A 25,547-nucleotide genomic window follows, 5' to 3' on the forward strand; every position below is an offset into this window, starting at 1 on the left:
GGTGGTTATATTTAAGCTCTACTTCATTCATTTGTTTTATAGTAAACGCCATATTTTTTAAACTGTCGATAGCGTCCAACTTCGTTGGCTGTGGGTCTGTTAAGGTTACCTCTGTGCATCAGGATGTTGCATATGACGGTGTTAAGCTAATTAGCGCGCCTTAATCACATCGGACAAAAGGATTTGCTATGCCCACTCTATTTTCTAACTCTCCATTTTTTCAGAAACTGAAGCAGCCGTGGTTGGTTTCTCTGGTTCTAGTTGTACTGTTGTCGATTTGGCTTGGTTTAGGAGTGGGGCAAGCGGAAGAGTCGCCAGAAAAAAAAGCGACAGAAATTCCGTTGGCTAAGGTTTCCTTTCAAACATTCACTTCATCCCCCACCTTTAAAACCATAGATCTTTATGGTCGCACAGCACCCGATAGGCATGCTCGATTGGGAGCGGAAGTCGCGGGCAAGATTGTTAGGTTGAACGTTGTGAAAGGCGATACCGTTAAAGTAGGGCAAGCCATTGCTCAGATAGATAAAGGTGACTTAGAGATTCAGCTAGAGCGAGCTTCTGCTTTATATCGCTTGAAGCAGAAGGAATTCAAAGCGGCGCAGTCGCTGAAAAAAAGAGGGCTGCAAGGCGAGATAGCCTACACCACAGCTGAGGCTTCGTTAACTGAAGCGAAGGCTATGAAGCGTAATGCTGAACTGGCTCTAAAAAATACAGTCATCACATCGCCTTTCTCCGGTGTGGTTCAAGACTTGATGGTTGAGCTTGGCGATTTCGTAGGCGTCGGCGATCCGGTTGCGGGTGTGATTGATCTTGACCCTCTGGTCATCGAAGCCGATGTCAGTGAACGTCATATCCAGCATTTGTTAGTCAATCAATCTGCTTTGGTTCGTCTGTTAGGGCGAGAAGAAGCGGAAGGTCGTCTGCGCTATGTTTCTCGAATCTCTTCTGCTTCTACTAATACCTTCCCAATAGAGATTGAAATCGATAATTCCGATGGCCTGTTACCTGCCGGTGTCAGTGCTGAAGTAACACTCAACCTAGAAACAAGTGATGCTATCAAGATAACACCTGCGATGCTGGCACTGGATGAGGCCGGTAATCTTGGGGTCAAAACTTTGGTTTCAGCCGATGACTCACCAACCGTGAAATTTATAGATATTCAGCTAGTAAAGGCAGAACAAGATGGAGTTTGGCTCACAGGGTTAGGTCAGCGAGTTGATATTATAACTGTAGGCCAAGGGTTTGTGCGTGATGGTGATTCTGTGATTGCTGTTGAGCAAGGTGCTGAACTCTCTAACGTAACCGCAGAGTAGGAGATAACCGATGTATTCAATTATTGATGCAGCCTTGTCTCGAGCTCGAACAATGCTCTCTCTTTTGGCACTCATATTGGTCGCAGGTGTCGTTACCTATATTACGATCCCCAAAGAATCGAGCCCCGACATTACCATCCCGATTATCTACGTTTCTGTTGGGCACCAAGGTATTTCGCCAACCGATGCAGAACGCTTATTGGTTAGACCGATAGAACAAGAGCTGAGGTCGATTGAAGGCGTAAAAGAGATGACCGCAACCGCAGCAGAAGGCCACGCCTCAGTTGTGTTGGAGTTTAATGTTGGCGTTGATCTCACCAAAGCGATGGCGGATGTGCGTGATGCCGTCGATTTAGCCAAACCAAAATTGCCAGAAGACAGTGATGAGCCGACCGTAAATGAAGTAACACTCGCGTCTGAGCAACCTGTTCTGTCTGTTGTGCTTTTCGGTACTGTTCCTGAACGCACCATAGTGCAAATTGCTCGAGAGCTCGGAGATAAGCTCGAAAGCTATCGCCAAATTCTAGAGGTCGATATTGCGGGCGATCGCGATGACATCGTCGAGATCATTGTCGATCCGCTGTTGATGGAGAGCTACAGCCTAGATCAAGCGGATATCTATAACCTGATCGCTCTGAACAATCGAGTGGTCGCCGCTGGTTTTGTTGACACTGGCTACGGACGTTTCTCAGTCAAAGTTCCTTCGGTGTTTAACTCTTTAAAAGACGTACTTGAGTTACCTATCAAAGTGGATGGTAAACAGGTCGTAACCTTTGGTGATGTGGCCACGGTTCGTCGAGCGTTTCGAGATCCTGATAGCTTTGCCCGTTTAGATGGTAAATCTGCGGTAGTCTTGGATATCAAGAAGCGTGCGGGTGAAAATATCATCGAAACCGTAGAGTTAGTTAAAGCGGTTATGGCTGGTGCTCAACAACAAGCGGAATGGCCAAATAACTTATTGGTTAAATACACCTGGGATGAATCTAAAGATGTGAAGATCATGCTCAACGATCTGCAAAACAATATCTTGTCCGCCATCATTTTAGTGGTGATCGTTATCATCGCCATTCTTGGTGTTCGAACCGCGTTATTGGTTGGAATTTCAATACCTGGATCATTCCTCACGGGATTGTTGGTGTTGTCTGTGTTTGGTCTAACCGTCAACATTGTGGTTCTGTTCTCTTTGATCATGGCCGTTGGTATGTTGGTCGACGGCGCGATTGTTGTTACCGAGTTTGCCGATAGGCGAATGCAAGAAGGTGAAGGTAGAAAAGAAGCTTACCGAGACGCAGCGAAACGGATGGCGTGGCCGATAACCGCATCGACAGCGACAACCTTAGCTGCATTTGCTCCGTTACTGTTTTGGCCGGATGTGACAGGCGAATTCATGAAGTTTCTGCCACTAACACTGATTGCAACGCTAACCGCTTCATTGATTATGGCGTTGTTGTTTGTACCGGTATTAGGTGGCTTGATTGGCAAACCTCAATACGTATCGCCCAAGAGCCAAGCTCGAATGGTGGCACTGCATAATGGTGATTTTTCACAAGCAACGGGCTTAACCAAGGCGTATTACCACACGCTTTCGATTGCGATTAAGCATCCCTTTAAGATTCTGTTCAGTGCGATATTGCTCGCGGTTGCAGTTGGTTTTACTTATTCCAAAGCGGGCCTAGGTGCAGAGTTCTTCCCTGAGGTTGATCCACCATTCTTTAATGTCAAAGTTCGCTCACATGGTGATCTTTCTATTCAAGAAAAAGATGACATCATGCGCGATATTGAGCAAATGATGCTTAATCATGATGAGTTCGATACTGTTTACACACGCACGGGTGGGGACGACCAGATTGGCTTGATCTCGATTACTCCTGTTGATTGGCAATATCGTCGTAGTGTTAAAGCGATTATTGATGAATTAAAGGTGCAAACCGATCAATACGCTGGTGTTGAGATTGAATATAAGTTTCCAGATGCAGGGCCTCCGGTTGAAAATGATTTAGTGATTGAGCTGTCAGCAACAACACCAGAACAGCTGAATCAGGCTGCAAAAATTGTAAGAAACTGGGCGGATGGTAATCAAGCACTGACTAACATCAGTGATACAGCAAGCAAAGATGGCATTGATTGGAAAGTGGATATTCGCCGAGACGATGCCGCGCGCTTTTCCGCTGATGCGACCTTGGTGGGTAATACCGTTCAATTCGTTACCAATGGTCTCAAGATTGGTGACTACCTGCCTGATGATTCTTCAGAAGAGGTCGATATCTTGGTGCGTTACCCTAATGATAAAAGAGATATCGGACGCTTTGACCAGTTGAGAGTCAAAACACCGGCTGGCTTGGTGCCGATCACCAACTTTGCTCAGATTGTTCCCGACCATAAGCAAGATACGATTAAACGCCTCGATGGTAAGCGCGTAGTGAACATCATGGCGGATATGGAAGAGGGCTATAACCTTGCCCTCGAACTGCCAAAGATTGAGCAAGCGTTAAGTCAATTGGGGCTACCGAGTAGTGTCGAGTTTCGTATCCGTGGTCAGAATGAAGAACAAGAAAACTCTTCTGCCTTCTTACAAAGTGCATTCATGGTTGCACTGGCGGTAATGGCGTTGATTTTGATTACTCAGTTTAATAGTTTCTATCAAGCATTCCTGATTCTGAGTGCGGTGCTGTTCTCAACGGTTGGTGTGTTTGTTGGTTTGCTAATCTTCCAGCGTCCGTTTGGCATCGTGATGTCTGGTATTGGAGTGATTGCGCTGGCAGGTATCGTAGTGAATAACAATATCGTGTTGATCGATACCTATAATCAGCTAATCAAAAGAGGCTTAGATAAGCGCGATGCAATTCTGAGAACCGGTGTTCAGCGTTTAAGGCCAGTAATGCTGACGACCGTGACTACGATCTTAGGCTTGATGCCGATGGTATTAGAGATGAACATTGATCTGATTAACCAAAAAATAGAGTTTGGCGCGCCGAGTACCCAATGGTGGTCGCAACTCGCTACGGCGATTGCGGGAGGGGTGGCATTTGCAACGGTACTAACCTTGGTGCTGACGCCTTGTCTATTAATGCTAGGGCGAGATAAGAAGCCTGAAAAATAGTAGATACAGTGGTTCGATGAACATAAAAAGAGCGCCTTGGTGGGCGCTCTTTTCGTTGGTTTATAGGGCTCTTAACCTAATTGGTATCTAGTTGCCTAATTAGTCGCTAGTAACTGGCCGTATCGCTCAAGGTTATTCAGTCGAATCTCTGAGTTGGCAATAAAGGTTGCTTTTGCTTTACCGGTTAACGACTTAGATTGCGGTAATTTCACGGTTCGCGCATTTTTATGTACGCCATTGACCAAGAATTCATAGTGTAAGTGCGGGCCAGTCACACGGCCTGTACCGCCCAAAGTACCAATGGTTTGGCCTTGTTTTACGCGCTGACCTGTTTTTACCATACGTCGCTTCATATGCAGGTATTTAGTGATATAGGTGTTGCTGTGGCGAATGAACACGTAGTTACCATTGAATTGGTTATAACCCGATTTCTGAACAATACCGTCACCGGCTGCCCAGATAGGTGTGCCAACAGGGGCTGCGTAGTCGGTGCCTCGGTGAGCTCGAACCTTACCGGTTACTGGGTGTTTTCTACGAGGGTTAAAGTTCGATGTTACACGGCGAAAATCAATCGGTGAGCGCAAGAAGGCTTTCTTCATGGCACGACCATTTTCATCGAAGTAGTTGCCGCTTCTATCATCTAATACCGCGGTAAATGAATCACCTTGGTTTTTGAATACTGCCGCCATGATCTTGCCGCGACCTATCACTTCGCCTTCAACGACTTTCTCTTGGTACAAAATCTTAAAGCTGTCGTTGTTGCGAATATCCAACGCAAAGTCGATATCCCAACCGAAGATGCCCGCCAGTTCCATAATTTGGTTTGCAGTTAGGCCTGCATTGACGCCGGCGTTCCAGAAGTTAGACGTGATGTTGGTTTCGGCATAGTTGTATTGGTAGGCCACTTCCTTTTTGTCGAAGCTAGAGGAGAATGAATCGCCAGACTTAGTGATCTTGAAGCTTTCAAACGCACTAAGTTGTCGCTTCAACTGAATAAGGTCGTTGTTTTCATCAAAGCCGAATTGTAATACGTCGCCAGGTCTTAGGTTGGACAGCTGCTTTTTAATATCGTTGTTGGTATTGAGTAGAGTGATCAGCAAACGGTATGAAAGGCCAATACGTTCAAATAAAACAGAGGTGCTTTCGCCAGAGCGAACGGTGTATTTCTCCCATTTGAGTACTGCCGTCGGTGGTGCGTCACTTGAGCTAACAAGTGCTGATGCACTGATCGTCAGTGGGTAGTGTTTTCCAACGACTAAAGCTCCCGTATCGTCACGTAAGCTGTTGACGTCGGGGAGTAAGAAAATAGCGATAAAAATTACGGCACTAAAAAATGCGATAAATGCCCGGTGCAAAATGGGAAGGCGTGCAAAAATAGACAACATGTTCCGGTTCGTTCTGTAAATATTATGAAAATAGACGACGGAATAGTGTAACTGGTTTCAAAATACATCGCTATTCAAGTAAGATGTCTAATTATTATATTTTTGCCAAATCTGTGGGAGTGAACAAGAATGGCGAGTATTGAAGCTGCACTAGCCGAGATCAAACGTGGCGTAGAAGAACTGATTCCAGAAGACGAACTGATTGCGAAACTAAAAGAAGGTCGTCCTTTACGCATTAAACTGGGTGCCGATCCAACCGCTCCAGATATCCACCTAGGCCATACGGTTATCTTTAACAAGCTTCGTGCTTTCCAAGAGCTTGGTCATGAAGTGACGTTCCTTATCGGTGATTTCACAGCAATGGTTGGTGATCCATCAGGTAAGAACTCAACACGTCCACCGCTAAGCCGTGAAGACGTATTGAAGAATGCTGAAACTTACAAAGAGCAAGTATTCAAGATTCTAGATCCTGCGAAAACGCAAATTCGTTTCAACTCTGAGTGGTTATCTGAGCTTGGTGCAGAAGGCATGATTCGTCTTGCTTCTAACCAAACTGTAGCTCGTATGCTTGAGCGTGATGACTTTAAAAAGCGTTACGCTGGTGGTCAACCGATCGCAATCCACGAATTCATGTACCCACTTCTTCAAGGTCACGACTCTGTTGCACTAGAGAGCGATGTTGAGCTTGGCGGTACTGACCAGAAGTTTAACCTTCTAATGGGTCGTGAACTGCAAAAAGCTGCAGGTCAAAAACCACAAGCGGTACTAATGATGCCACTACTTGTTGGTTTAGACGGCGTTAAGAAGATGTCTAAGTCAGCGCACAACTACATCGGTATTAGTGAAGCACCAAGCGAGATGTTTGGTAAGATCATGTCTATCTCTGACGATCTAATGTGGAGCTACTACGAGCTACTGTCTTTCCGTCCTCTTGAAGAAGTTGCGGAACTGAAGGCTGGCGTTGAGGCGGGCAAAAACCCTCGTGACGTGAAAGTACTTCTTGCTAAAGAGATCATTGCTCGTTTCCACAGCGAAGCCGATGCTGAAGCGGCTGAGCAAGAGTTCGTTAACCGTTTTGCTAAGAACCAAGTTCCTGATGAAATGCCTGAATTTGAATTCGAAGCAGGCCTACCAATTGCGAACGTTCTAAAGGAAGCAGGTCTTGTAAACTCGACTTCTGATGCGATGCGTATGATCAAGCAAGGCGCTGCTAAGCTTGAAGGCGAGAAGATTGAAGACAGCAAATTCGTACCTGAAGCAGGTACTGCGGTTTACCAAGTAGGTAAGCGTAAGTTTGCTCGTATTACTATTAAGTAATATTAAATCTCAATGATTTATAGAAAAGGCATCTTCGGATGCCTTTTTTATTGACAGAAAGTTGACGAAGAATTTTTTACAGGATTGCTACACTATGCGCGCTGTCGAGCTGACAGTAATTTTGGAGATTTTTATGAACAATACCGACCATCCTCCTAGTTTGAATGGAGAAGAATAACCTGTCTCGGTATTGATCTATTATCCTTCCGTTCAGGTAGGGTATCTTTGTTTTTCCCCCTCATTCTTTTCCACACTCTAGATTCTAACAAGTAGACACATCAGTGCTTTAAGCTCTTGGTGCGCTTAGTCGTATATTCTTGATGTATATAGCTATACGCTCTTGGTGTACACAGCTTTATACTCTCGGGGTATTCTCTATCGGCTACTTGTTTTGATGGTCGTTACCTTTGCCAATCGGGAGATTCGCCATGACGGTAATGAACAACACTTTTTTATCTATTGAAGCTCTGTACTCAGAGCAAGACATCCAAGCTGTATCGAATGCTTTTCAACAGTACGGACGTGAGCAACAAATTAACCTTTTGAACCGTATGCCACTTGAAGATGCGGTGTTAGTGCTTGGGCAATGCTCTCTTAGTACGATTCAGACTTTACTTAGTGAGCTAGAAGAGCAGGGCTTTGAGAAGCGCTCTCGACATCTAGCTCACCAATTAGGGCTGATCTACTCAGAGGTTGAACCACAACAGGGTTACCTTTCAACTGGAGTGCTTAGCCATGTTAGGCAGCGTATCGGTTGGATTATTGCCTTAGCACTGCTGGGCATCGTCTCTGGGCTTATCATTGCTCAGTATGAAGACATTCTTAGCCAGCTAGTACTTCTGGCTATCTATATGCCGGTAATCGCTGCCGCGGGTGGCAACACAGGAACACAAGCTGCGACTTTGGTCATTAGGGCCTTAGCCACAGGGGAATTGAAGAAACGCCAGTGGGCCAACGTTCTATGGAAAGAGCTTAGAGTTGCTATCTGTTTAGCTCTTGCGATCGCCTTGGTGATGATTGGCCGAATCTTATTATTCAGTGACAACCAGTCAACGGGTGGTTACGACATTAATATGATTGCTTACGCGATTGCTGTTGCTCTGTTTATTCAAGTGACCATATCAACTGTACTCGGCGGCGGGTTACCGATAGTTGCTCGATTCTTCAAACTTGATCCTGCTGTGTTAGTGAGCCCTGTACTGGCTTCGATAGTGGATATCTCTGGAATGTGGATCTACTTCACTGTGGTTAATTCATTCTTAGGGATCGCTTAGCGTTTATAAAATAGCTAAAAGCACCTTAGAGACAAAAATGGCGCTGAAGATTCAAGATCTTCAGCGCCATTTTTATTGCTTAAGTAGAAGCTTAAACAGAGTTGAACATTATTTAGGTTTGCTCTGTGTTTGACTGAATTCAACTACATCTGTGTAGAAAGCTCGTTCAAACTGGGTGATGGGTGCTTCTACTGGTTTTTCTGGATCTGGTGTGTCAGGAAAGTAATCACGGACAAACTGTACAAATAGAGAGTTTGGTTTTCCCGCTTTATCTAAACCAAAGCCTGCCATGTTGTAGCTCCCATACAAAGAACCACTTTTGGCAATAATGTTGCCTTGGATTGGTGCTTTTCGCATGCTTTGACGGTATTTGAGCGTTCCATCAGTACCAGATGTAGGCATAGCCTCAATCAGGTTGAGCTGTTGGTCGTTTTCCCAGATATAACGAAGCACTTGAGCCATGGTTTGCGAGGTCATGCGGTTATTTCTGGATAGCCCAGAACCATCGACCAACTGTGCTTGGCTTAGGTCAATATCGGCTTTGGTCAGTAATATCTGCTTTATCGCTTCAGTGCCGTTATTAAAACTGCCCGGTTGAACATAAAATGTCGCACCCAGCGTTTTAGTTAGATTGTCAGCGATCAGGTTGTCTGATTTCTTGAGCATGATATTAATCAGTTCGGGAAGTTTCTCTGAGCTGTGACTTGCGATTAACGTGCTTTTGCCTGATTTATCTTTTTTACCAACGACCACATTGCCTTTTACTTCAATTCTCAGTTCTTTAAGAATCGATGTAACGACTTGATAGGTGTAAAGCTCTGGATTTTGAATCGCGAACTTGAGCGGCAGTGGTTTCTTACGCTCAACTAAGCAACCAGAGAGCTTGTAAGTGTTGTCTGGTGTCGTTATGAGCTCCAAGTCGCATTGTGTTGCCTTCTGCCCAGAGCGAGTTACCGTGGCGGCAGTGGTCGTCACGTCTATCGGATAGTGAGCTGGGATATATACGCGTGTTGTACCGTTATCTTTTGTATAAATAGAGGCTTGTGCGCAGTTACTGTCTAAGGTCATTGCACTAGAGGGAGCGCTGTAACAAACGCCTAAAATGTCCCAAGGCCAACCAACCGCTCGTTGATAGCCAGTAAAAGCTGAGTTATCGAGGTATAAGTTGCCCTTGATTGTTTTAGATTTCGATTTAGCATATTGATCTAAAAGGTTTTTTAGATGCTCTCTTTGTAGTGTAGGGTCACCACTGAATGCGATCACGACATCTTTATTAGAACGCGCAATGCTGGTCGTGTAGTTAAAATTATCTCCTAACTCCAATTTGGCTGCCAAAGCGGTGACTAGCTTTAACGTACTGGCGGGAGGGTAAAAGCCATCGCTATTGGTGTTCAACTCACTCGAATCATCACTCAATGACTTCAGTATCAAGCTTGTGCTACTGCCATCGGGCAGTTTATCTAGAGGGAGGTATTCGAAAGCACTAATTGAATAGCTACACAGTGACAAACCACATAGGAGTAAGCTGGATAGAAGGCGCATAGAAGGTTTTCTTGGATGACTGATGTTTTCAGTATACAGATATAAAAAACGCCCGCTATAGAGCGGGCGTTTTGATTCTCAATTAACTAATTAATCAATTAGATAATCAGAATTAGAAGTCGTAACGTAGACCTAGAGCTAGCTCGTCTTCAGCTTGTGCAGAAGTTGCGACACCGTTTGAAGCTAGATCTGTAGTACCGATCTTATCACCCGCTGAGATTAGGTTGAAGTTGTACGATACGTAGCCACGGAAGTTAGGCTTGAAGTAGTACGTTGCGTCGATAGCAATATTGTCAGCAGACGTTTCGCTATCAGTTTCTGCGTTGTTATACGTAGTTGAGAATACAGTTTGGCCTAGAGTATAAGCCGCTGCTAGCTCGTAACCTGTGTAATCAACAGCTTTATTTTTGATAGTGCCTGTAGTTTGCTTTTCACCGTCAGTGAATACACCAGCGAAGTACAAGTCAGAGATTGAGTAAGAACCCGACAGCATGTATTCATTCGATTGATCTTGATCTGCGTAACCAGCACCTAGCTTAGCACCAGTTTCGCCAATAGCGTAGATAGCTGATAGAGAGTAGCCGTCTTCACCATTATCAACGTAGTCAGTTTTAGCGTTGTTTAGTGAGCGGTCAGCAAAACGGTAGCTTGCTTTTACGCTTAGGTCTTGGAATTGACCTTTGTAAGAAAGCATGTTGTCAGTACGATCAGCAGCCGCTAGTTTATCTGCAGCAGAGTTACCGTGGTAAGCCATGATATCGGTAAAGTCAGTGATTACGCCTAGTGCGCCATCGTTTTTACCGTAAGTTACTTCACCAAATGTGCCGCCAAGTCCAGCGTACGTGTAACGGTTATCAAGGTCAGAACCGTTATCATTCGATGTTGCTGTAGAGTCAGCTGTAGTGAATTCACCTTCGTAGAAACCAACGCCGTATAGGCCATCTTGGATTTCAACTTTACCTAGAAAGTTAAGACGGATGCGAGATTCGTCAGACGCTTTGCCATCTTTCATAGATAGACGAGCTTCCGCACGGCCACCCATTTCTAGAGAAGTACCGTCTTGGTTGTATAGTTCTGAAGCGTTAGCACCAGTAGCAAGAGCTGCAGCAGATACAGCAAGCGCGATCATAGTCTTGTTCATGTTATTAATTCCTAATTACTGTCCATAAAGGTATTTATCAAGGATTTGAATCCTTTTTGTGTATTGCTCGTATTAATCAAGCTTCATAATCATGCTTAGAACAAAAGCGTGAAACTTGCCAGAACAATCCGTGGGGTACTTTTTAACCCTAAAGTTCCACCATCAGGTAGTAAAATGATATCAATAAAAATTATGCACACTGTTTTATTGAGTTTGACTATGTTTAAGTTGTTGATTTTATGTGATTTTTATAAAAGTGTGATCTGTGTTTATTTGGTTTATTTTTGTTTTTTTTAGATATTTTATCACTAACTTATTGATGGTGAGGTTATTATTCATTTTTGTGATGTCTGTAATTTAGACCTAGATAAAGCTTTTATAACGCAAAGTGGAATAAAGGTGATTTAGCCATAAACTTTGTTTACACTAAGCCAAATCGTTTTGTTTCTATCACCCAATAAGTATGTTGGGTGGATTTATGTTGGCCAAAGAAAGCTTTGGCATAGAGGTAAAAAATGGAAAAGGTTCCAATGACAGTACGTGGCGCTCAGCAGCTACGTGACGAATTAGATCGCCTACTTAAGCTACGTCCTATTATTTCAGCAGCTATTGGTGAAGCTCGTGAACTCGGTGACTTGAAAGAGAATGCTGAATACCACGCCGCTCGTGAAGAGCAGGGTATCTGTGAAGCTCAAATTCGAGATATTGAATATAAGCTATCACTGGCTCAGATCATCGATGTAACGCAGATGGATAACACAGGTAAGATTATCTTTGGCACGACAGTGACTTTGATTGACGTAGATACGGATGAAGAATTCCGCTACCAAATCGTTTCTGAAGATGAAGCCGATATCAAAACGGGTCGCATTTCTGTGAAATCCCCAATTGCACGTGGCCTTATCGGTAAGATGGAAGGCGATGAAGTACTGATCTCTACCCCTGGTGGTGATAAAGACTTCGAAATCGACAAAGTAGAATACATCTAATTGAATTTTCTTTGTTTTTGATAAGTAAAAAGGTCGCTAATGCGACCTTTTTCGTTTCTCACGCTACACTAAAAGCTAAGCGCAGTGGCTTTCTTTTAATGAAGTTAGCTTATATTAAGCTCGCTTACTTGCGTGGAATCTCGATTTTACGTGCTTCTGACTGACGGAACAGTACTAGAACTTTACCGATAGTCTGTACTTTCTCAGCTTTAGATTCACGTACAATTGCATCGATAATCAGTTGCTTAGTCTCACGGTCTTCTGATGCAACTTTAATCTTGATCAGTTCGTGGTGGTCTAGAGCTAATTCGATTTCCGCTAGAACAGCTTCAGTAAGTCCATTTGCGCCCATTAGCACAACAGGTTTTAAACTGTGAGCTAGGCCCTTTAGATGCTGCTTTTGTTTGGTACTTAGGTTCATTACGCGGCCAATTTTATTTAGTATTAGGGTTGAAAAAACCTATTTTAACGCCATCTAAAGCTGAAGACTATAATTTATTCAGCAATTAGTACTTTCCTCCAATTTAGGTATCCAATGAGCAAACAGAAACACTCGGCCAGTTCAGGCCGTTGGTTGAAGGAACACTTCGACGACAAGTACGCAAATGAAGCCAGAAAAAAAGGCTATCGTTCGCGTGCTTATTTCAAAATGGAAGAGATTCAAACGAAAGATAAATTGCTGACTCCAGGGATGACCATTGTGGATTTGGGTGCAGCGCCTGGCGGTTGGTCTCAATATGCTGCTAAGATTATCGGAGACAACGGTCAAATCATTGCGTGTGACTTGTTACCAATGGATCCGATTGCTGGAGTGAGCTTTTTACAAGGCGATTTCCGCGAAGAAGCTGTGCTAGATGCGTTGCTGGAACGTATACAACCAAACATGGTTGATGTCGTGATGTCTGATATGGCACCTAATATAGCAGGCAACAATTCTGTGGATCAGCCAAGAGCTATGTATTTAGTTGAATTAGCTTTGGATATGTGTCGACAAGTTCTAGCTACCAATGGTAGTTTTGTTGTAAAAGTATTCCAAGGCGAAGGGTTTGACCAATATGTTAAGGACGTCCGTGAGATGTTTAAAACAGTCAAAGTTAGAAAACCCGACTCTTCTCGAGCTCGCTCTCGTGAAGTGTTTATCGTAGCAACTGGTTACAAAGGTTAACGATTCTCTTCCAAGAGTGAGAGTTAACAACATGGCTACAGGTTACAAACTGTAGTACCCTACCTTTAATTACAATTAGTTATCGAGAGGCTTACACCTTGAGTGACATGGCAAAAAATTTAATTCTGTGGCTTGTTATCGCGGTAGTGTTGATGTCGGTATTCCAGAGCTTCGGCCCTGGGGAAAGTAACGGCAGAGCAGTAGATTACACCACGTTTGTACAGGAAGTTGGCCAAGGCCAGATTCAAGACGCACAGTTCAATAACAGCGAAATCACTTTCACACGTCGTGGTGGTGGCTCTAAGTATGTAACTTACATGCCTGTTTATGATCAAAAGCTACTTGATGACTTAATTAATCAAAACGTAAAAGTTCAGGGTACACCACCTGAAGAGCAGAGCCTGCTTGGCACTATCTTCATTTCATGGTTCCCAATGATCTTACTGATTGGTGTGTGGATTTTCTTCATGCGTCAAATGCAAGGCGGCGGCGGCGGTAAAGGCGCAATGTCTTTTGGTAAGAGCAAAGCTCGAATGATGAGTGAAGAACAAATCAAAACGATGTTTGCTGATGTTGCTGGTTGTGACGAAGCAAAAGAAGACGTGAAAGAGCTTGTGGATTACCTTCGTGACCCAAGCCGCTTCCAAAAGCTTGGTGGTAAGATCCCGACAGGTATCCTGTTGGTCGGTCCTCCTGGTACGGGTAAGACATTGCTTGCAAAAGCGATTGCTGGTGAAGCGAAAGTACCGTTCTTTACTATCTCTGGTTCTGACTTCGTTGAAATGTTTGTTGGTGTTGGTGCATCTCGTGTGCGTGACATGTTCGAACAAGCGAAGAAAGCAGCGCCTTGTATCATCTTTATCGATGAAATCGATGCGGTAGGTCGTCAACGTGGCGCTGGTGTTGGTGGTGGTCACGATGAACGTGAGCAAACACTTAACCAAATGCTGGTTGAGATGGATGGTTTCGAAGGTAACGAAGGTATTATTGTTATCGCTGCGACTAACCGTCCAGACGTACTAGACCCTGCATTACTTCGTCCTGGTCGTTTTGACCGTCAAGTTGTGGTTGGTCTACCTGATGTACGTGGTCGTGAACAGATTCTTAAAGTACACATGCGTAAAGTGCCACTATCAGGTGATGTTGAACCATCTCTGATTGCTCGTGGTACTCCAGGTTTCTCTGGTGCAGACCTTGCGAACCTTGTTAACGAAGCGGCTCTATTTGCTGCTCGTGGTAACAAACGCAATGTATCTATGGTTGAGTTTGAACTTGCGAAAGACAAAATCATGATGGGTGCAGAGCGCCGTTCAATGGTGATGTCTGAGGAAGTGAAAGAGTCAACGGCTTACCACGAAGCAGGTCACGCAATCGTTGGTCGTTTGGTACCTGAACACGATCCAGTGTACAAAGTATCAATCATCCCACGTGGTCGTGCGCTTGGTGTAACTATGTACTTACCTGAGCAAGACCGCGTAAGCATGTCTCGCCAGCATCTAGAATCAATGATCTCTAGCTTGTACGGTGGTCGTCTTGCTGAAGAGCTTATCTACGGTAAAGACAAAGTTTCGACTGGTGCGTCTAACGATATCGAGCGTGCAACTGATATTGCTCGTAAGATGGTTACGCAGTGGGGCTTCTCTGAAAAACTAGGTCCTCTTCTTTATGCTGAAGAGGAAGGCGAAGTTTTCCTAGGTCGCGGCATGAGCCAAGCGAAACATGTTTCTGACGATACAACTAGATTAATCGATGAAGAAATTCGTATTCTTATCGACCGTAACTATGCTCGTGCGAAACAGATTCTTGAAGAGAACATGGATATCATGCACTCGATGAAAGATGCGCTAATGAAGTTTGAAACGATTGATGCAGGTCAGATTGATGACTTGATGGAACGCAAAGACGACATTCGTGAGCCTGCTGGTTGGGGTGACCAGGCGAAAGCAGAACCTGCAAAGGAAGAAGCTAAACCTGAAGCTAAATCAGAAGAGAAAGCCGAAGCCGAGCCAAAAGCTGAAGAGTCGACAGTTGAAGAAGCTAAATCTGAATCAGATGACGCTCAAAACAAAGATTCTTAATCGCTAAGCTATTAATTAAAACCCTGAGTACGCTCAGGGTTTTTCTGTTTCTAGGCCAAGATGTTTTTTACCTTTAAGACCCACCTTCCATGATATTAAAAGCACACAATAAAACGCTCGTTTTAGACCGCCCACATGTGATGGGTATCCTCAATGTTACGCCTGACTCTTTCTCTGATGGCGGAAAATTCAATTCATTAGATAATGCTTTACTGCAAGCAGAGCGAATGATTCAGGCTGGCGTTAGCATTATTGATATTGGTGGTGAGTCGACTCGTCCGGGTGCTCCAGAGGTGTCCTTAAAGGAGGAGTTAGCTCGAGTTATCCCGGCGATTAAAGCGATTCGCGCCAAGTTTGATGTTTGGATCTCGATTGATACCAGCAAAGCTGAGGTGATGCGCCAAGCTGTTGAAGCAGGGGCGGATTTGATCAATGATGTACGCGCACTGCAAGAGCCCGGAGCTCTAGAAGTGGCCGCAGAGGCTAATGTACCTATTTGCTTGATGCACATGAAAGGTCAGCCAAGAACCATGCAAGCCAATCCAAGCTACGAAGATGTTCTAACAGATGTCGAAGCTTTTTTACAAGAAAGGGTCGAAGCTTGTGAGGCGGTCGGTATATCAAAAGAGCAGCTGATTCTTGACCCTGGTTTTGGTTTTGGTAAAACCATCGAACACAATTACCATTTATTAGCGCACCTTGAAAAGTTTCATACGCTTGGTTTGCCTGTCTTAGCGGGGATGTCGAGAAAATCGATGATCTTTAAGCTACTAGACAAAGTCCCAGCTGACTGCATGGTCGCTAGCGTTACTTGCGCAACAATCGCAGCAATGAAAGGTGCACAAATTATTCGCGTTCACGATGTTGAAGATACATTGGAAGCGATGAAGATAATCGAAGTGATGAATAACAATCACTAATCATAATTAAGGAAAATCAATATGTCTGATAAAAGACGTTACTTCGGCACAGATGGTGTACGTGGAAAAGTGGGCCAGTACCCAATCACACCTGATTTTGTTTTGAAGCTTGGCTGGGCTGCTGGTCGTGTTCTTGCAAAGCAGGGCACAAAGAAAGTGATCATTGGTAAAGATACTCGTATTTCTGGCTACATGCTTGAGTCTGCTTTAGAAGCTGGCTTAGCTGCTGCTGGTCTTCAAGCCACGTTTACGGGGCCAATGCCGACACCGGCTGTTGCCTACCTAACACAAACTTTCCGTGCTGAAGCGGGAATTGTTATCTCTGCATCGCACAACCCCTTCTATGACAACGGCATCAAGTTCTTCTCGTCTGAAGGTACTAAATTGTCGGATGAGATTGAACTCGCCATCGAAGCTGAGCTAGACAAAGATATCGAGTGCGTGGAATCTTCCGAATTAGGTAAAGCGGTACGCCTAAATGATGCAGCAGGCCGTTATATTGAATTTTGTAAAAGTACATTCCCACACAAAATGACGCTAGCGGGTATGAAAATTGTCGTGGATTGCGCGCATGGTGCGACTTACCACATTGCGCCTGCTGTATTTAAAGAGCTGGGTGCTGAGGTTGTTGCGATTGGTGTGGAGCCAAATGGAACTAACATCAACCACGAAGTCGGTGCGACTGATGTGCGCGCCCTGCAAGCTAAAGTGCTTGAAGAAAAAGCGGCGTTAGGTCTTGGCTTTGATGGTGATGGTGACCGCATCATCATGGTTGACGAGCTAGGCAATAAAGTTGATGGTGACCAAATTGCTTACATTATTGCTCGCGATGCACTGCGTCGTGGTGAGTTGAAAGGCGGCGTTGTTGGTACGCTAATGACCAACCTTGGGATGGAAAACGGCCTTAAGCAGTTAGGTATTCCGTTTGTACGTGCTGCTGTCGGCGACCGTTACGTTATGGAACAACTTCTAGCTAAAGGCTGGAAGATCGGTGCTGAGAATTCGGGGCACGTTATCCTATTAGATAAAGTGACGACAGGTGATGCTCTCGTTGCTGCTCTGCAAGTATTAGCCTCAGTTGTCGATAGTGAAATGACACTGAATGAGCTTTCTCAAGGTATGACGTTATACCCTCAAGTTCTAGAAAATGTTCGTTTCAGTGGTGATTCAAACCCACTAGAAGCAGAGGCTGTGAAAGCAGCTGTTATTGAAGTCGAGACGGAACTCGGTGAGAAAGGTCGTGTGCTATTACGCAAATCGGGTACTGAGCCACTACTGCGCGTAATGGTCGAAGGTGAAGATGCTGAACTTGTTCAGAGTTCTGCACTGAAAATTGCTGATGCAGTAAAAGCGAATTGCTAATAAAACATTTGCCGTAACATGCAAAGTCGGTCTCACTTGTGGGGGCCGGGTTTTAGTTATGTGATGATTAAAAAGGGGCGCAAATGAGTTTTGTGTCCCTTTTGCCCTTTTTTTGACCACTTGCTTGGTAAAGGCTTATTTTTTAGTAAATTCCCCTTGTCAGTCATCGCCGCATTCGCTAGTATTGCTCGGCCTTCAGTTAGGAGGTCGCTAGCCTTGTTCTTAAAAATAGTTTTTTGAACGGCGCTGGCTCAACAATTAGGAACATAGGTGGAAAAATGTTTACAGTTCTACTTGTGATTTACCTGTTGGCAGCGCTTGGTGTAATTGGCCTAGTGTTGATTCAACAAGGTAAAGGCGCAGATATGGGAGCCTCTTTCGGTGCTGGCGCTTCAAACACTGTGTTTGGTGCTGGTGGCTCAGGAAATTTCCTTACCCGAATGACTGCAATTTTTGCAACTACATTTTTTATCCTTAGCTTAGTGCTTGGTAATATGTCTACACATAAAACTGAGTCACAATGGATTGACCCGACCCAAGGTCAGGTGATTCAACAAGCTGAAGATGCAGTGAGTGAAGTTCCGGCGCAAGGCGACGAAATTCCACAATAATCTGTAAAGATTTGATGCCGAGATGGTGAAATTGGTAGACACGCTAGCATGAGGTGCTAGTGCCTTAGGGTGTGAGGGTTCGAGTCCCTCTCTCGGCACCATGTTTACAAACTTGTAAAACATCTTGTTGGGCGTATAATGCTCACAAGTCGGACGCGGGATGGAGCAGTTTGGTAGCTCGTCGGGCTCATAACCCGAAGGTCGTCGGTTCAAATCCGGCTCCCGCAACCAATTTCAATGCTATTATATAGCTTGTATTGGTAGCAAGTTTGCACAGTGTGAACCTCACTGTGAGTTAAGTGTGATATCAAATATGATGACACTTAACATATAAGGGTCCAGCAACAAAAACCCCGGCTTATACGGGGTTTTTTGTTATCTAAGCATTTATAAATGCATTTAGATGATAATGTTTGCTTGGAATTTAAATTGGGCTTTGAGCCCTTTTTTTGTTTCTGGAGTGGTTAAATGACTGGTTTAGAAAGACAACTTACTGAAATGCTTGACGCTCCAGTAGCAGCATCGGGTTATGAGTTAGTTGGATTAGAATTTATTCGTGCTGGTGAGCACTCAACGCTACGCATTTACATCGATTCACCAAATGGTATCAATGTAGATGATTGCTCTGAAGTTAGTCACCAAGTAAGTGCCGTAATGGACGTTGAAGATCCAATTTCAGTGGCTTATAACCTTGAAGTGTCTTCACCAGGTTTAGAGAGACCACTGTTCAAAGCTGAGCATTACCAACAATTTATTGGTCACGAGGTAAGCATCGTTTTGAAAATGGCTGTCGGCAACCGTCGTAAATGGAAAGGTGATATCCAATCTATCGAAGGCGAGACAGTGAAAGTATTGGTTGAAGGACAAGAAGAAGAATTCGTCCTGAGCAATATTGCGAAAGCTAACCTGATCCCTAAATTTTAGTTCTCCTAGAGAGAAGAGCTTAAGAGGCTAGATTAATGAACAAAGAAATTTTGGCGGTAGTAGAAGCTGTTTCTAATGAGAAAGCAGTTCCTCGTGAGCGTATTTTTGAAGCGCTTGAAATCGCGCTTGCAACGGCAACAAAAAAGAAAAGCGAACTAGAAATCGAAGTTCGCGTTGAGATTGACCGTAAAACGGGTAATTTCGAAACTTTCCGCCGTTGGGAAGCTGTTGAGGAAGTTGAATTCCCAACAAAAGAAATCTCTATTGAAGCTGCAAAGTACGATGATCCAGAGATCGAACTTGGCGGTTTCATTGAAGATGATATCGAATCAGTAACGTTTGACCGTATTACGACTCAAACAGCTAAGCAAGTTATCGTACAGAAAGTACGTGAAGCTGAACGCGCTCAAATCGTTGAACAGTTTATTGATAACGAAGGCGAGCTAGTCACTGGCGCAGTTAAGAAAGTTAACCGTGACACAGTGATTCTAGATCTAGGTAACAACGCTGAAGCGGTAATCCTTCGTGATGACCAACTTCCTCGTGAAAACTTCCGTCCAGGTGACCGTGTTCGTGGTCTTCTATACGCAGTTAAGCCAGAAGCTCGTGGCTTCCAGCTTTTTGTTACTCGTTCTAAGCCAGAAATGCTAGCTGAACTATTCCGTGTTGAAGTGCCTGAGATTGGTGAAGAGCTAATTGAACTTAAAGGTGCTGCACGTGACGCTGGTTCTCGTGCTAAAATCGCCGTTAAAACAAACGACAAACGTATTGACCCTGTTGGTGCGTGTGTTGGTATGCGTGGCGCACGTGTACAAGCTGTATCTAACGACCTTGGCGGTGAGCGTATCGATATCGTGCTTTGGGATGATAATCCGGCGCAATTCGTTATCAATGCAATGGCTCCTGCTGATGTTGCTTCTATCATCGTTGATGAAGATACGCACTCAATGGACATCGCGGTTGAAGCTGACAACCTAGCGCAAGCTATCGGTCGTAGCGGTCAAAACGTACGTCTAGCGTCTCAACTTACTGGTTGGGAACTGAACGTAATGACTGTTGCTGATCTAGAGAAGAAGCACCAAGAAGAAGCTGTTGCTTCTATTGAAAACTTCATGAAGCACCTAGATATCGAAGAAGACTTTGCTCAAATGCTTGTTGAAGAAGGCTTCTCTACGCTTGAAGAAGTAGCCTACGTTCCTGTGAACGAGCTTCTTGAAGTAGATGGTCTAGATGAAGGTATCGTTGAAGAATTGCGTAACCGCGCGAAAGACGCACTGACAACTCTAGCGCTAGCGAAAGAAGAAACTTTCGATGGTGTTGAGCCAGCTGAAGACCTACTTGCACTTGAAGGTCTTGAGCGTGAAATGGCTTACAAGCTAGCAGCAAAAGGCGTTGCGACATTGGAAGACCTAGCTGACCAAGGCGTTGATGAACTAGAAGGCATCGAAGACCTAACTGCAGAGCGTGCAGGCGAGCTAATTATGGCTGCGCGTAACATCTGTTGGTTCGGCGACGAAGAATAATTCAGCAAGGAGAGAGAGCGGTATGACACAATTAACAGTTAAAGCACTGAGTGAAGAGATTGGTACGCCAGTTGACCGCTTAATTGAACAACTTGCTGATGCAGGCATGAAGAAAGCAGGGTCGGACCAAGTGACTGATTCAGAGAAGCAAACATTGCTAACGCACCTTAAAAAGGAGCACGGCGATACTTCTGGTGAAACAGAACCGACTCGTTTAACTCTTCAACGCAAGACCCGCAGCACGCTAAGTGTTGCCGCTGGAGGCGGTAAGAGTAAGGATGTTCAAGTTGAGGTACGTAAAAAGCGTACTTACGTGAAGCGCAGCACTATTGAAGATGAAGCGAAACGTGAAGCTGAGGAAGTAGCTAATCGTGAAGCGGAAGAGAAAGCACAACGCGATGCTGAAGAGCAAGCGAAACGTGATGCTGCAGAGAAAGCACAGCGCGAAGCCGAAGCAAAAGTAACACGTGAAGCGGATGCAAAACGTGAAGCTGAAGAGAAGGCTCAACGCGCACAAGCTGAAAAGGCTAAAAAAGACATGAATTCAAAAAATGCAGACGCTAACGCACAAGCGAAAAAAGAAGCGGATGAACTTAAAGCTCGTCAAGAGCAAGAAGCAACTCGTAAAGCCGAAGCTGAAGCAGCTAAGCTTGTTGAAGAAGCTCGTAAGTTAGCAGAAGAGAACCAAGAACGTTGGTCTGAAGAAGAGAAGAAGAAGAAAGAGCAAGAGAAATCTGCGGATTACCATGTGACGACTTCTACTTACGCTCGTGAAGCTGAAGATGCGGCAGACAAAAAAGATGAGAAAGCACCTCGTCGTCGCAAGAAGAAACCAGCTCCAGCAACTCAACCTGGCAATAACCGTGGTGGTCGTAACCAACGTGGTCGTGGCGGTAAAGGTAAGCTTGCTAAACCAACTTCAATGCAGCAAGGCTTCGATAAGTCAGCAACTGTTGCTAAATCTGACGTTGCTATCGGCGAAACTATCGTTGTTTCTGAACTGGCTAGCAAAATGTCAGTTAAAGCAACTGAAGTTATCAAAGTAATGATGAAGATGGGCGCTATGGCGACTATCAACCAAGTGATCGACCAAGAAACAGCACAACTTGTTGCTGAAGAAATGGGTCACAAGGTAATCCTACGTAAAGAAAACGAACTTGAAGAAGCAGTACTAGCTGACCGTGATAGCGATGCTATCGCTGAAGGTCGTGCTCCTGTTGTTACTATCATGGGTCACGTTGACCACGGTAAAACTTCAACACTTGACTACATTCGTAAAGCACACGTTGCTTCTGGCGAAGCTGGCGGTATCACGCAGCACATTGGTGCTTACCACGTAGATACTGACAACGGCATGATCACGTTCCTTGATACTCCTGGACACGCGGCCTTTACTGCTATGCGTGCTCGTGGTGCTCAAGCGACAGATATCGTTGTACTTGTTGTTGCGGCAGACGATGGCGTAATGCCACAAACAATCGAAGCAATCCAGCACGCGAAAGCGGCAGGCGTTCCTCTGATTGTTGCTGTGAACAAGATCGACAAAGAGGGTGCAAACCCAGACAACGTTAAGAATGAGCTAGCTCAATACGACGTTATCCCTGAAGAATGGGGCGGTGAGAACATCTTCGTTCACATCTCTGCAAAACAGGGTACAAACATTGATGGTCTTCTAGAGTCTATCCTTCTTCAGTCTGAAGTTCTTGAGCTTACAGCGGTTAAAGAAGGCATGGCATCTGGTGTTGTTGTTGAATCTCGTCTTGATAAAGGTCGCGGTCCAGTTGCAACAGTACTAGTACAGTCTGGTACTCTAAACAAAGGCGATATCGTTCTTTGTGGTCAAGAGTACGGCCGTGTTCGTGCAATGCGTGATGAAAACGGTAAAGACATCGAAACTGCAGGTCCATCTATCCCTGTAGAAATTCTAGGTCTTTCTGGCGTTCCTGCTTCAGGTGATGAAGCGACTGTTGTACGTGATGAGCGTAAAGCTCGTGAAGTTGCAAACTACCGTCAAGGTAAATTCCGTGATGTTAAACTAGCTCGCCAACAAAAAGCGAAACTAGAGAACATGTTCGCGAACATGACGGCAGGCGAAGTTGCTGAACTTAACGTTGTACTTAAAGCTGATGTTCAAGGTTCTGTAGAAGCGATTGCTGACTCTCTACTGAAACTGTCAACTGACGAAGTTAAAGTGAACATCGTAGGTTCTGGTGTTGGTGGTATTACTGAAACTGACGCAACACTTGCTGCAGCTTCTAACGCTATCATCCTTGGTTTCAACGTTCGTGCTGACGCAACTGCGCGTAATACAGTTCAGAACGAAAACCTAGATCTACGTTACTACTCAATCATCTACCAACTGATTGACGAAGTTAAACAGGCAATGGGCGGTATGCTTGCTCCTGAATTCCGTCAAGAAATCATTGGTCTTGCACAAGTTCGTGACGTATTTAAGTCGCCTAAACTTGGTGCAATCGCTGGTTGTATCGTTACTGAAGGTACGATTAAGCGTAGCAACCCAATCCGTGTACTTCGTGAAAACGTTGTTATCTACGAAGGTGAACTAGAGTCACTTCGTCGTTTTAAAGATGATGTTCAAGAAGTTAAGAATGGTTACGAGTGTGGTGTTGGCGTTAAGAACTACAACGACGTTCGCGTTGGTGACCAGATCGAAGTATTCGAAATCGTTGAGGTTAAACGTACTCTAGACTAATCAGTCTGTACGACTCGACATATTGACTAAGGTTACTAACATTACTAATAAAGGTAATAAGGTAATCGGTTGTTGAATACACCATGGGGGGCTGGTAATTACCAAGCCCCCCATCTTTCTAAGTGAGAAAAGAAAATGTCAAAAGAATTTAGCCGCACACAACGTGTGTCTCAGCAGCTTCAAAAGGAGCTTGCGCTTATCCTACAACGTGAAGTTCGTGACTCACGTATCGGTATGGTAACTATCTCAGACGTAGAAGTGTCTCGTGACCTTGCTTACGCAAAAGTGTTCGTTACTTTCCTATGTATCGGTGAGCAAACACCTGAATCATGTCTTGCTGCTCTTAAAGAGCATGAAGTGCCAGTTCGTATGGCTCTTGGTAAGCGTATTCGTCACCGTCTAACGCCTGAAGTGCGTTTTACTTACGACAACACACTAGTAGAAGGCATGCGTATGTCTAACTTAGTAAGTGAAGTTTTGAACGACGATAAGCGTAAGCAAGAAGAGTCTGGCCGTGCTGACGAAACTCAGTCTAAGGGCGAAGAGTAATGGCTCGCCGTCGTAAAGGTCGCCCTATCAACGGGGTAATTCTGTTAGATAAGCCAACGGGCATTTCGTCTAATGATGCACTGCAAAAAGTAAAACGTATTTACTTTGCAGAGAAGGCTGGGCACACCGGTGCTCTTGATCCTCTTGCGACTGGCATGCTGCCAATTTGTCTTGGTGAAGCAACGAAGTTTTCTCAGTTTCTATTAGATTCTGACAAGCGCTACGTAGTAATCGCTAAGCTTGGTGAGCGTACCAATACCTCTGACTCTGATGGTGAAGTGGTAGAGACACGAGATGTTAACGTGACTCAAGAGCAACTTGAACGCTGCATTGCAAGCTTCAAAGGGGAAACCGACCAGATTCCATCAATGTTCTCAGCATTGAAGTATCAAGGTAAGCCTTTGTATGAATACGCACGTGCAGGTATCGAGGTGCCTCGTGAATCTCGTAAAATCACTGTTTACTCTATTGAACTGCTTCGCTTTGAAGGTGATGAAGTTGAGATGGAAGTGCATTGTTCAAAAGGCACTTACATCCGCACAATTACCGACGATCTTGGTGAAATGCTAGGTTGTGGTGCCCACGTGACCATGCTTCGCCGTACTGGTGTTGCTAAGTATCCGTACGATCGTATGGTGACTTTGGAGCAGTTGAACGAGATCCTAGAGCAAGCGCAGGCGCAAGAAATTGCACCCAAAGAGCTGCTTGATCCACTATTAATGCCAATGGACACAGCCGTTGAAGACTTACCAGAAGTTAACTTAAACGCGGAACTGACTGACCTAGTTCAGCACGGTATGCCCGTTCAGGTTTCTGGTGCGCCAACTGAAGGTACGGTTCGCATGACAAGTGGTGAAGAGAAACTGTTTGTTGGTGTTGCTCAGATTGCTGAAGATGGCCGAGTTGCACCGAAGCGTTTGGTTGTTTTCAGAGATGAAGAGCCACAAGCATAACGCTGAAACCTAGTTAGGTATTGGCGCTTAGCCTGGAAAAGCGAATCAATAATATAGAAAGCGAGCCCTTAATTTTAATGGTTCGCTTTTTTCGTTTTTCATCAGTTCGATTGTTATTGCACCAACTCGTAAACTTCCCTATAATCCTCGGCTCGCGTAGCGGCTGAATCAGAGATTGGCTGCTACAAATATAAACTTACTCTTATCAGGAGAGATTTATGTCTCTGAATGCAGAAACTAAAGCAGCAATCGTTGCAGAATACGCACAATCTGAAGGCGACACAGGTTCACCAGAAGTACAAGTAGCACTACTTACTGCTTCTATCAACCACCTACAAGGTCACTTCAAAGCGCACAAACACGATCACCACAGCCGTCGTGGTCTATTACGTATGGTTTCTAGCCGTCGTAAGCTTCTTGATTACTTGAAAGGCAAAAACCTTACTCGTTACCAAGACCTAATCAAGCGTCTAGGCCTACGTCGCTAATAGCGATGTCTGCAAAGACAGTTTGAAGAAAAGGAGCATTTATGCTCCTTTTTTTGTGCCTGTTATATTTTTAATGTTAAAAATGAAGGTTCTCTGTGCGGTTAACCTGATTTTTAATCGTGAAAATGTCTCTTGCCAAGAAAATAGTTTATACTCTCGCACGCGAATAATTGTTTGATTATTTCGCACCCTAATTAGCT

20 protein-coding genes and 2 tRNA genes are annotated in these 25,547 nt (G+C 44.6%); 18 read left to right on the forward strand and 4 right to left on the reverse strand.

Going from position 1 to position 25,547, the window contains the following annotated elements; genetic code table 11:
- Positions 1-188 precede the first annotated feature (188 nt).
- Both AB6C75_RS00995 and AB6C75_RS01000 read left to right on the forward strand, forming a co-directional pair.
- On the forward strand, positions 189-1,313 hold the full coding sequence (locus tag AB6C75_RS00995) for an efflux RND transporter periplasmic adaptor subunit (protein WP_372106450.1): 1,125 nt from the start codon (positions 189-191) through the stop codon (positions 1,311-1,313).
- Positions 1,314-1,323: 10 nt separating this feature from the next.
- The gene (locus AB6C75_RS01000) at positions 1,324-4,413 is read left to right on the forward strand and encodes an efflux RND transporter permease subunit (RefSeq protein WP_372106452.1); all 3,090 of its coding nucleotides are present in this window, start codon (positions 1,324-1,326) and stop codon (positions 4,411-4,413) included.
- A 95-nt stretch (positions 4,414-4,508) separates the two neighbouring features.
- Here AB6C75_RS01000 and AB6C75_RS01005 read toward each other — a convergent pair whose 3' ends face one another.
- Positions 4,509-5,798 (reverse strand): peptidoglycan DD-metalloendopeptidase family protein, encoded by a 1,290-nt coding sequence (locus AB6C75_RS01005; protein WP_372106454.1) that lies wholly within the window; start codon positions 5,796-5,798, stop codon positions 4,509-4,511.
- 129 nt (positions 5,799-5,927) lie between these two features.
- Between AB6C75_RS01005 and tyrS the strand changes: the two genes are divergently transcribed.
- Both tyrS and AB6C75_RS01015 read left to right on the forward strand, forming a co-directional pair.
- Complete coding sequence (gene tyrS / locus AB6C75_RS01010; RefSeq protein WP_004734518.1) at positions 5,928-7,115, forward strand: tyrosine--tRNA ligase; 1,188 nt, start codon at positions 5,928-5,930, stop codon at positions 7,113-7,115.
- 428 nt (positions 7,116-7,543) lie between these two features.
- On the forward strand, positions 7,544-8,389 hold the full coding sequence (locus tag AB6C75_RS01015; RefSeq protein ID WP_009847552.1) for a magnesium transporter: 846 nt from the start codon (positions 7,544-7,546) through the stop codon (positions 8,387-8,389).
- Positions 8,390-8,497: 108 nt separating this feature from the next.
- Here the strand turns inward: AB6C75_RS01015 and dacB are convergent, their stop codons facing one another.
- Both dacB and AB6C75_RS01025 read right to left on the reverse strand, forming a co-directional pair.
- Complete coding sequence (dacB, locus tag AB6C75_RS01020) at positions 8,498-9,931, reverse strand: serine-type D-Ala-D-Ala carboxypeptidase (protein ID WP_372106457.1); 1,434 nt, start codon at positions 9,929-9,931, stop codon at positions 8,498-8,500.
- A 112-nt stretch (positions 9,932-10,043) separates the two neighbouring features.
- Positions 10,044-11,072, reverse strand: coding sequence for a porin (locus AB6C75_RS01025; protein ID WP_372106459.1), 1,029 nt, complete (start codon positions 11,070-11,072; stop codon positions 10,044-10,046).
- Between the two features lie 515 nt (positions 11,073-11,587).
- On the opposite strand from AB6C75_RS01025, the gene greA reads away from it, so the two are divergent.
- Entirely contained in the window at positions 11,588-12,061 is a 474-nt protein-coding gene (greA, locus tag AB6C75_RS01030) for a transcription elongation factor GreA (RefSeq protein WP_009847549.1), read from the forward strand.
- A gap of 124 nt (positions 12,062-12,185) precedes the next feature.
- On the opposite strand, the gene yhbY is transcribed toward greA, so the two are convergent.
- Positions 12,186-12,482 (reverse strand): ribosome assembly RNA-binding protein YhbY, encoded by a 297-nt coding sequence (gene yhbY / locus AB6C75_RS01035; protein ID WP_004734509.1) that lies wholly within the window; start codon positions 12,480-12,482, stop codon positions 12,186-12,188.
- A 114-nt stretch (positions 12,483-12,596) separates the two neighbouring features.
- Here yhbY and rlmE point away from each other — a divergent pair, with 114 nt between their 5' ends.
- From rlmE to rpsO, 13 genes are all read left to right on the forward strand, one after another.
- Entirely contained in the window at positions 12,597-13,226 is a 630-nt protein-coding gene (gene rlmE, locus AB6C75_RS01040) for a 23S rRNA (uridine(2552)-2'-O)-methyltransferase RlmE (protein WP_009847548.1), read from the forward strand.
- 107 nt (positions 13,227-13,333) lie between these two features.
- Positions 13,334-15,304 carry an ATP-dependent zinc metalloprotease FtsH gene (ftsH, locus tag AB6C75_RS01045; RefSeq protein ID WP_029223088.1) on the forward strand — a complete coding sequence of 657 codons (1,971 nt, stop codon included), beginning with the start codon at positions 13,334-13,336 and terminating at the stop codon, positions 15,302-15,304.
- Positions 15,305-15,393: 89 nt separating this feature from the next.
- Positions 15,394-16,224, forward strand: a complete 831-nt coding sequence (folP, locus tag AB6C75_RS01050) for a dihydropteroate synthase (protein ID WP_372043799.1) — start codon at positions 15,394-15,396, stop codon at positions 16,222-16,224.
- A 21-nt stretch (positions 16,225-16,245) separates the two neighbouring features.
- Positions 16,246-17,586: a phosphoglucosamine mutase gene (gene glmM / locus AB6C75_RS01055; protein ID WP_372106463.1), complete on the forward strand. Its 1,341-nt coding sequence runs from the start codon at positions 16,246-16,248 to the stop codon at positions 17,584-17,586.
- A 278-nt stretch (positions 17,587-17,864) separates the two neighbouring features.
- Positions 17,865-18,197 carry a preprotein translocase subunit SecG gene (gene secG / locus AB6C75_RS01060; protein ID WP_009847546.1) on the forward strand — a complete coding sequence of 111 codons (333 nt, stop codon included), beginning with the start codon at positions 17,865-17,867 and terminating at the stop codon, positions 18,195-18,197.
- Positions 18,198-18,213: 16 nt separating this feature from the next.
- Positions 18,214-18,298, forward strand: a tRNA-Leu gene (locus AB6C75_RS01065).
- Between the two features lie 53 nt (positions 18,299-18,351).
- Positions 18,352-18,428 (forward strand) — tRNA-Met (locus AB6C75_RS01070).
- A 237-nt stretch (positions 18,429-18,665) separates the two neighbouring features.
- A complete protein-coding gene (gene rimP, locus AB6C75_RS01075; RefSeq protein ID WP_004734501.1) occupies positions 18,666-19,121 on the forward strand; it encodes a ribosome maturation factor RimP in 456 nt (151 codons plus the stop codon).
- A 35-nt stretch (positions 19,122-19,156) separates the two neighbouring features.
- A complete protein-coding gene (gene nusA / locus AB6C75_RS01080; protein ID WP_009847542.1) occupies positions 19,157-20,644 on the forward strand; it encodes a transcription termination factor NusA in 1,488 nt (495 codons plus the stop codon).
- Positions 20,645-20,666: 22 nt separating this feature from the next.
- Positions 20,667-23,357 (forward strand): translation initiation factor IF-2, encoded by a 2,691-nt coding sequence (infB, locus tag AB6C75_RS01085; protein WP_009847541.1) that lies wholly within the window; start codon positions 20,667-20,669, stop codon positions 23,355-23,357.
- Positions 23,358-23,492: 135 nt separating this feature from the next.
- A complete protein-coding gene (gene rbfA, locus AB6C75_RS01090) occupies positions 23,493-23,906 on the forward strand; it encodes a 30S ribosome-binding factor RbfA (protein WP_372106466.1) in 414 nt (137 codons plus the stop codon).
- On the forward strand, positions 23,906-24,859 hold the full coding sequence (gene truB / locus AB6C75_RS01095; protein WP_012604702.1) for a tRNA pseudouridine(55) synthase TruB: 954 nt from the start codon (positions 23,906-23,908) through the stop codon (positions 24,857-24,859). Before rbfA ends, truB begins: the two co-directional genes overlap by 1 nt.
- 218 nt (positions 24,860-25,077) lie before the next feature.
- Positions 25,078-25,347 carry a 30S ribosomal protein S15 gene (gene rpsO, locus AB6C75_RS01100; RefSeq protein WP_004734493.1) on the forward strand — a complete coding sequence of 90 codons (270 nt, stop codon included), beginning with the start codon at positions 25,078-25,080 and terminating at the stop codon, positions 25,345-25,347.
- Positions 25,348-25,547 lie beyond the last annotated feature (200 nt).

Origin of the sequence: Vibrio sp. 10N.237.312.B06 (genome assembly GCF_041464685.1) — a bacterium.
Classification (GTDB): domain Bacteria; phylum Pseudomonadota; class Gammaproteobacteria; order Enterobacterales; family Vibrionaceae; genus Vibrio; species Vibrio tasmaniensis_A.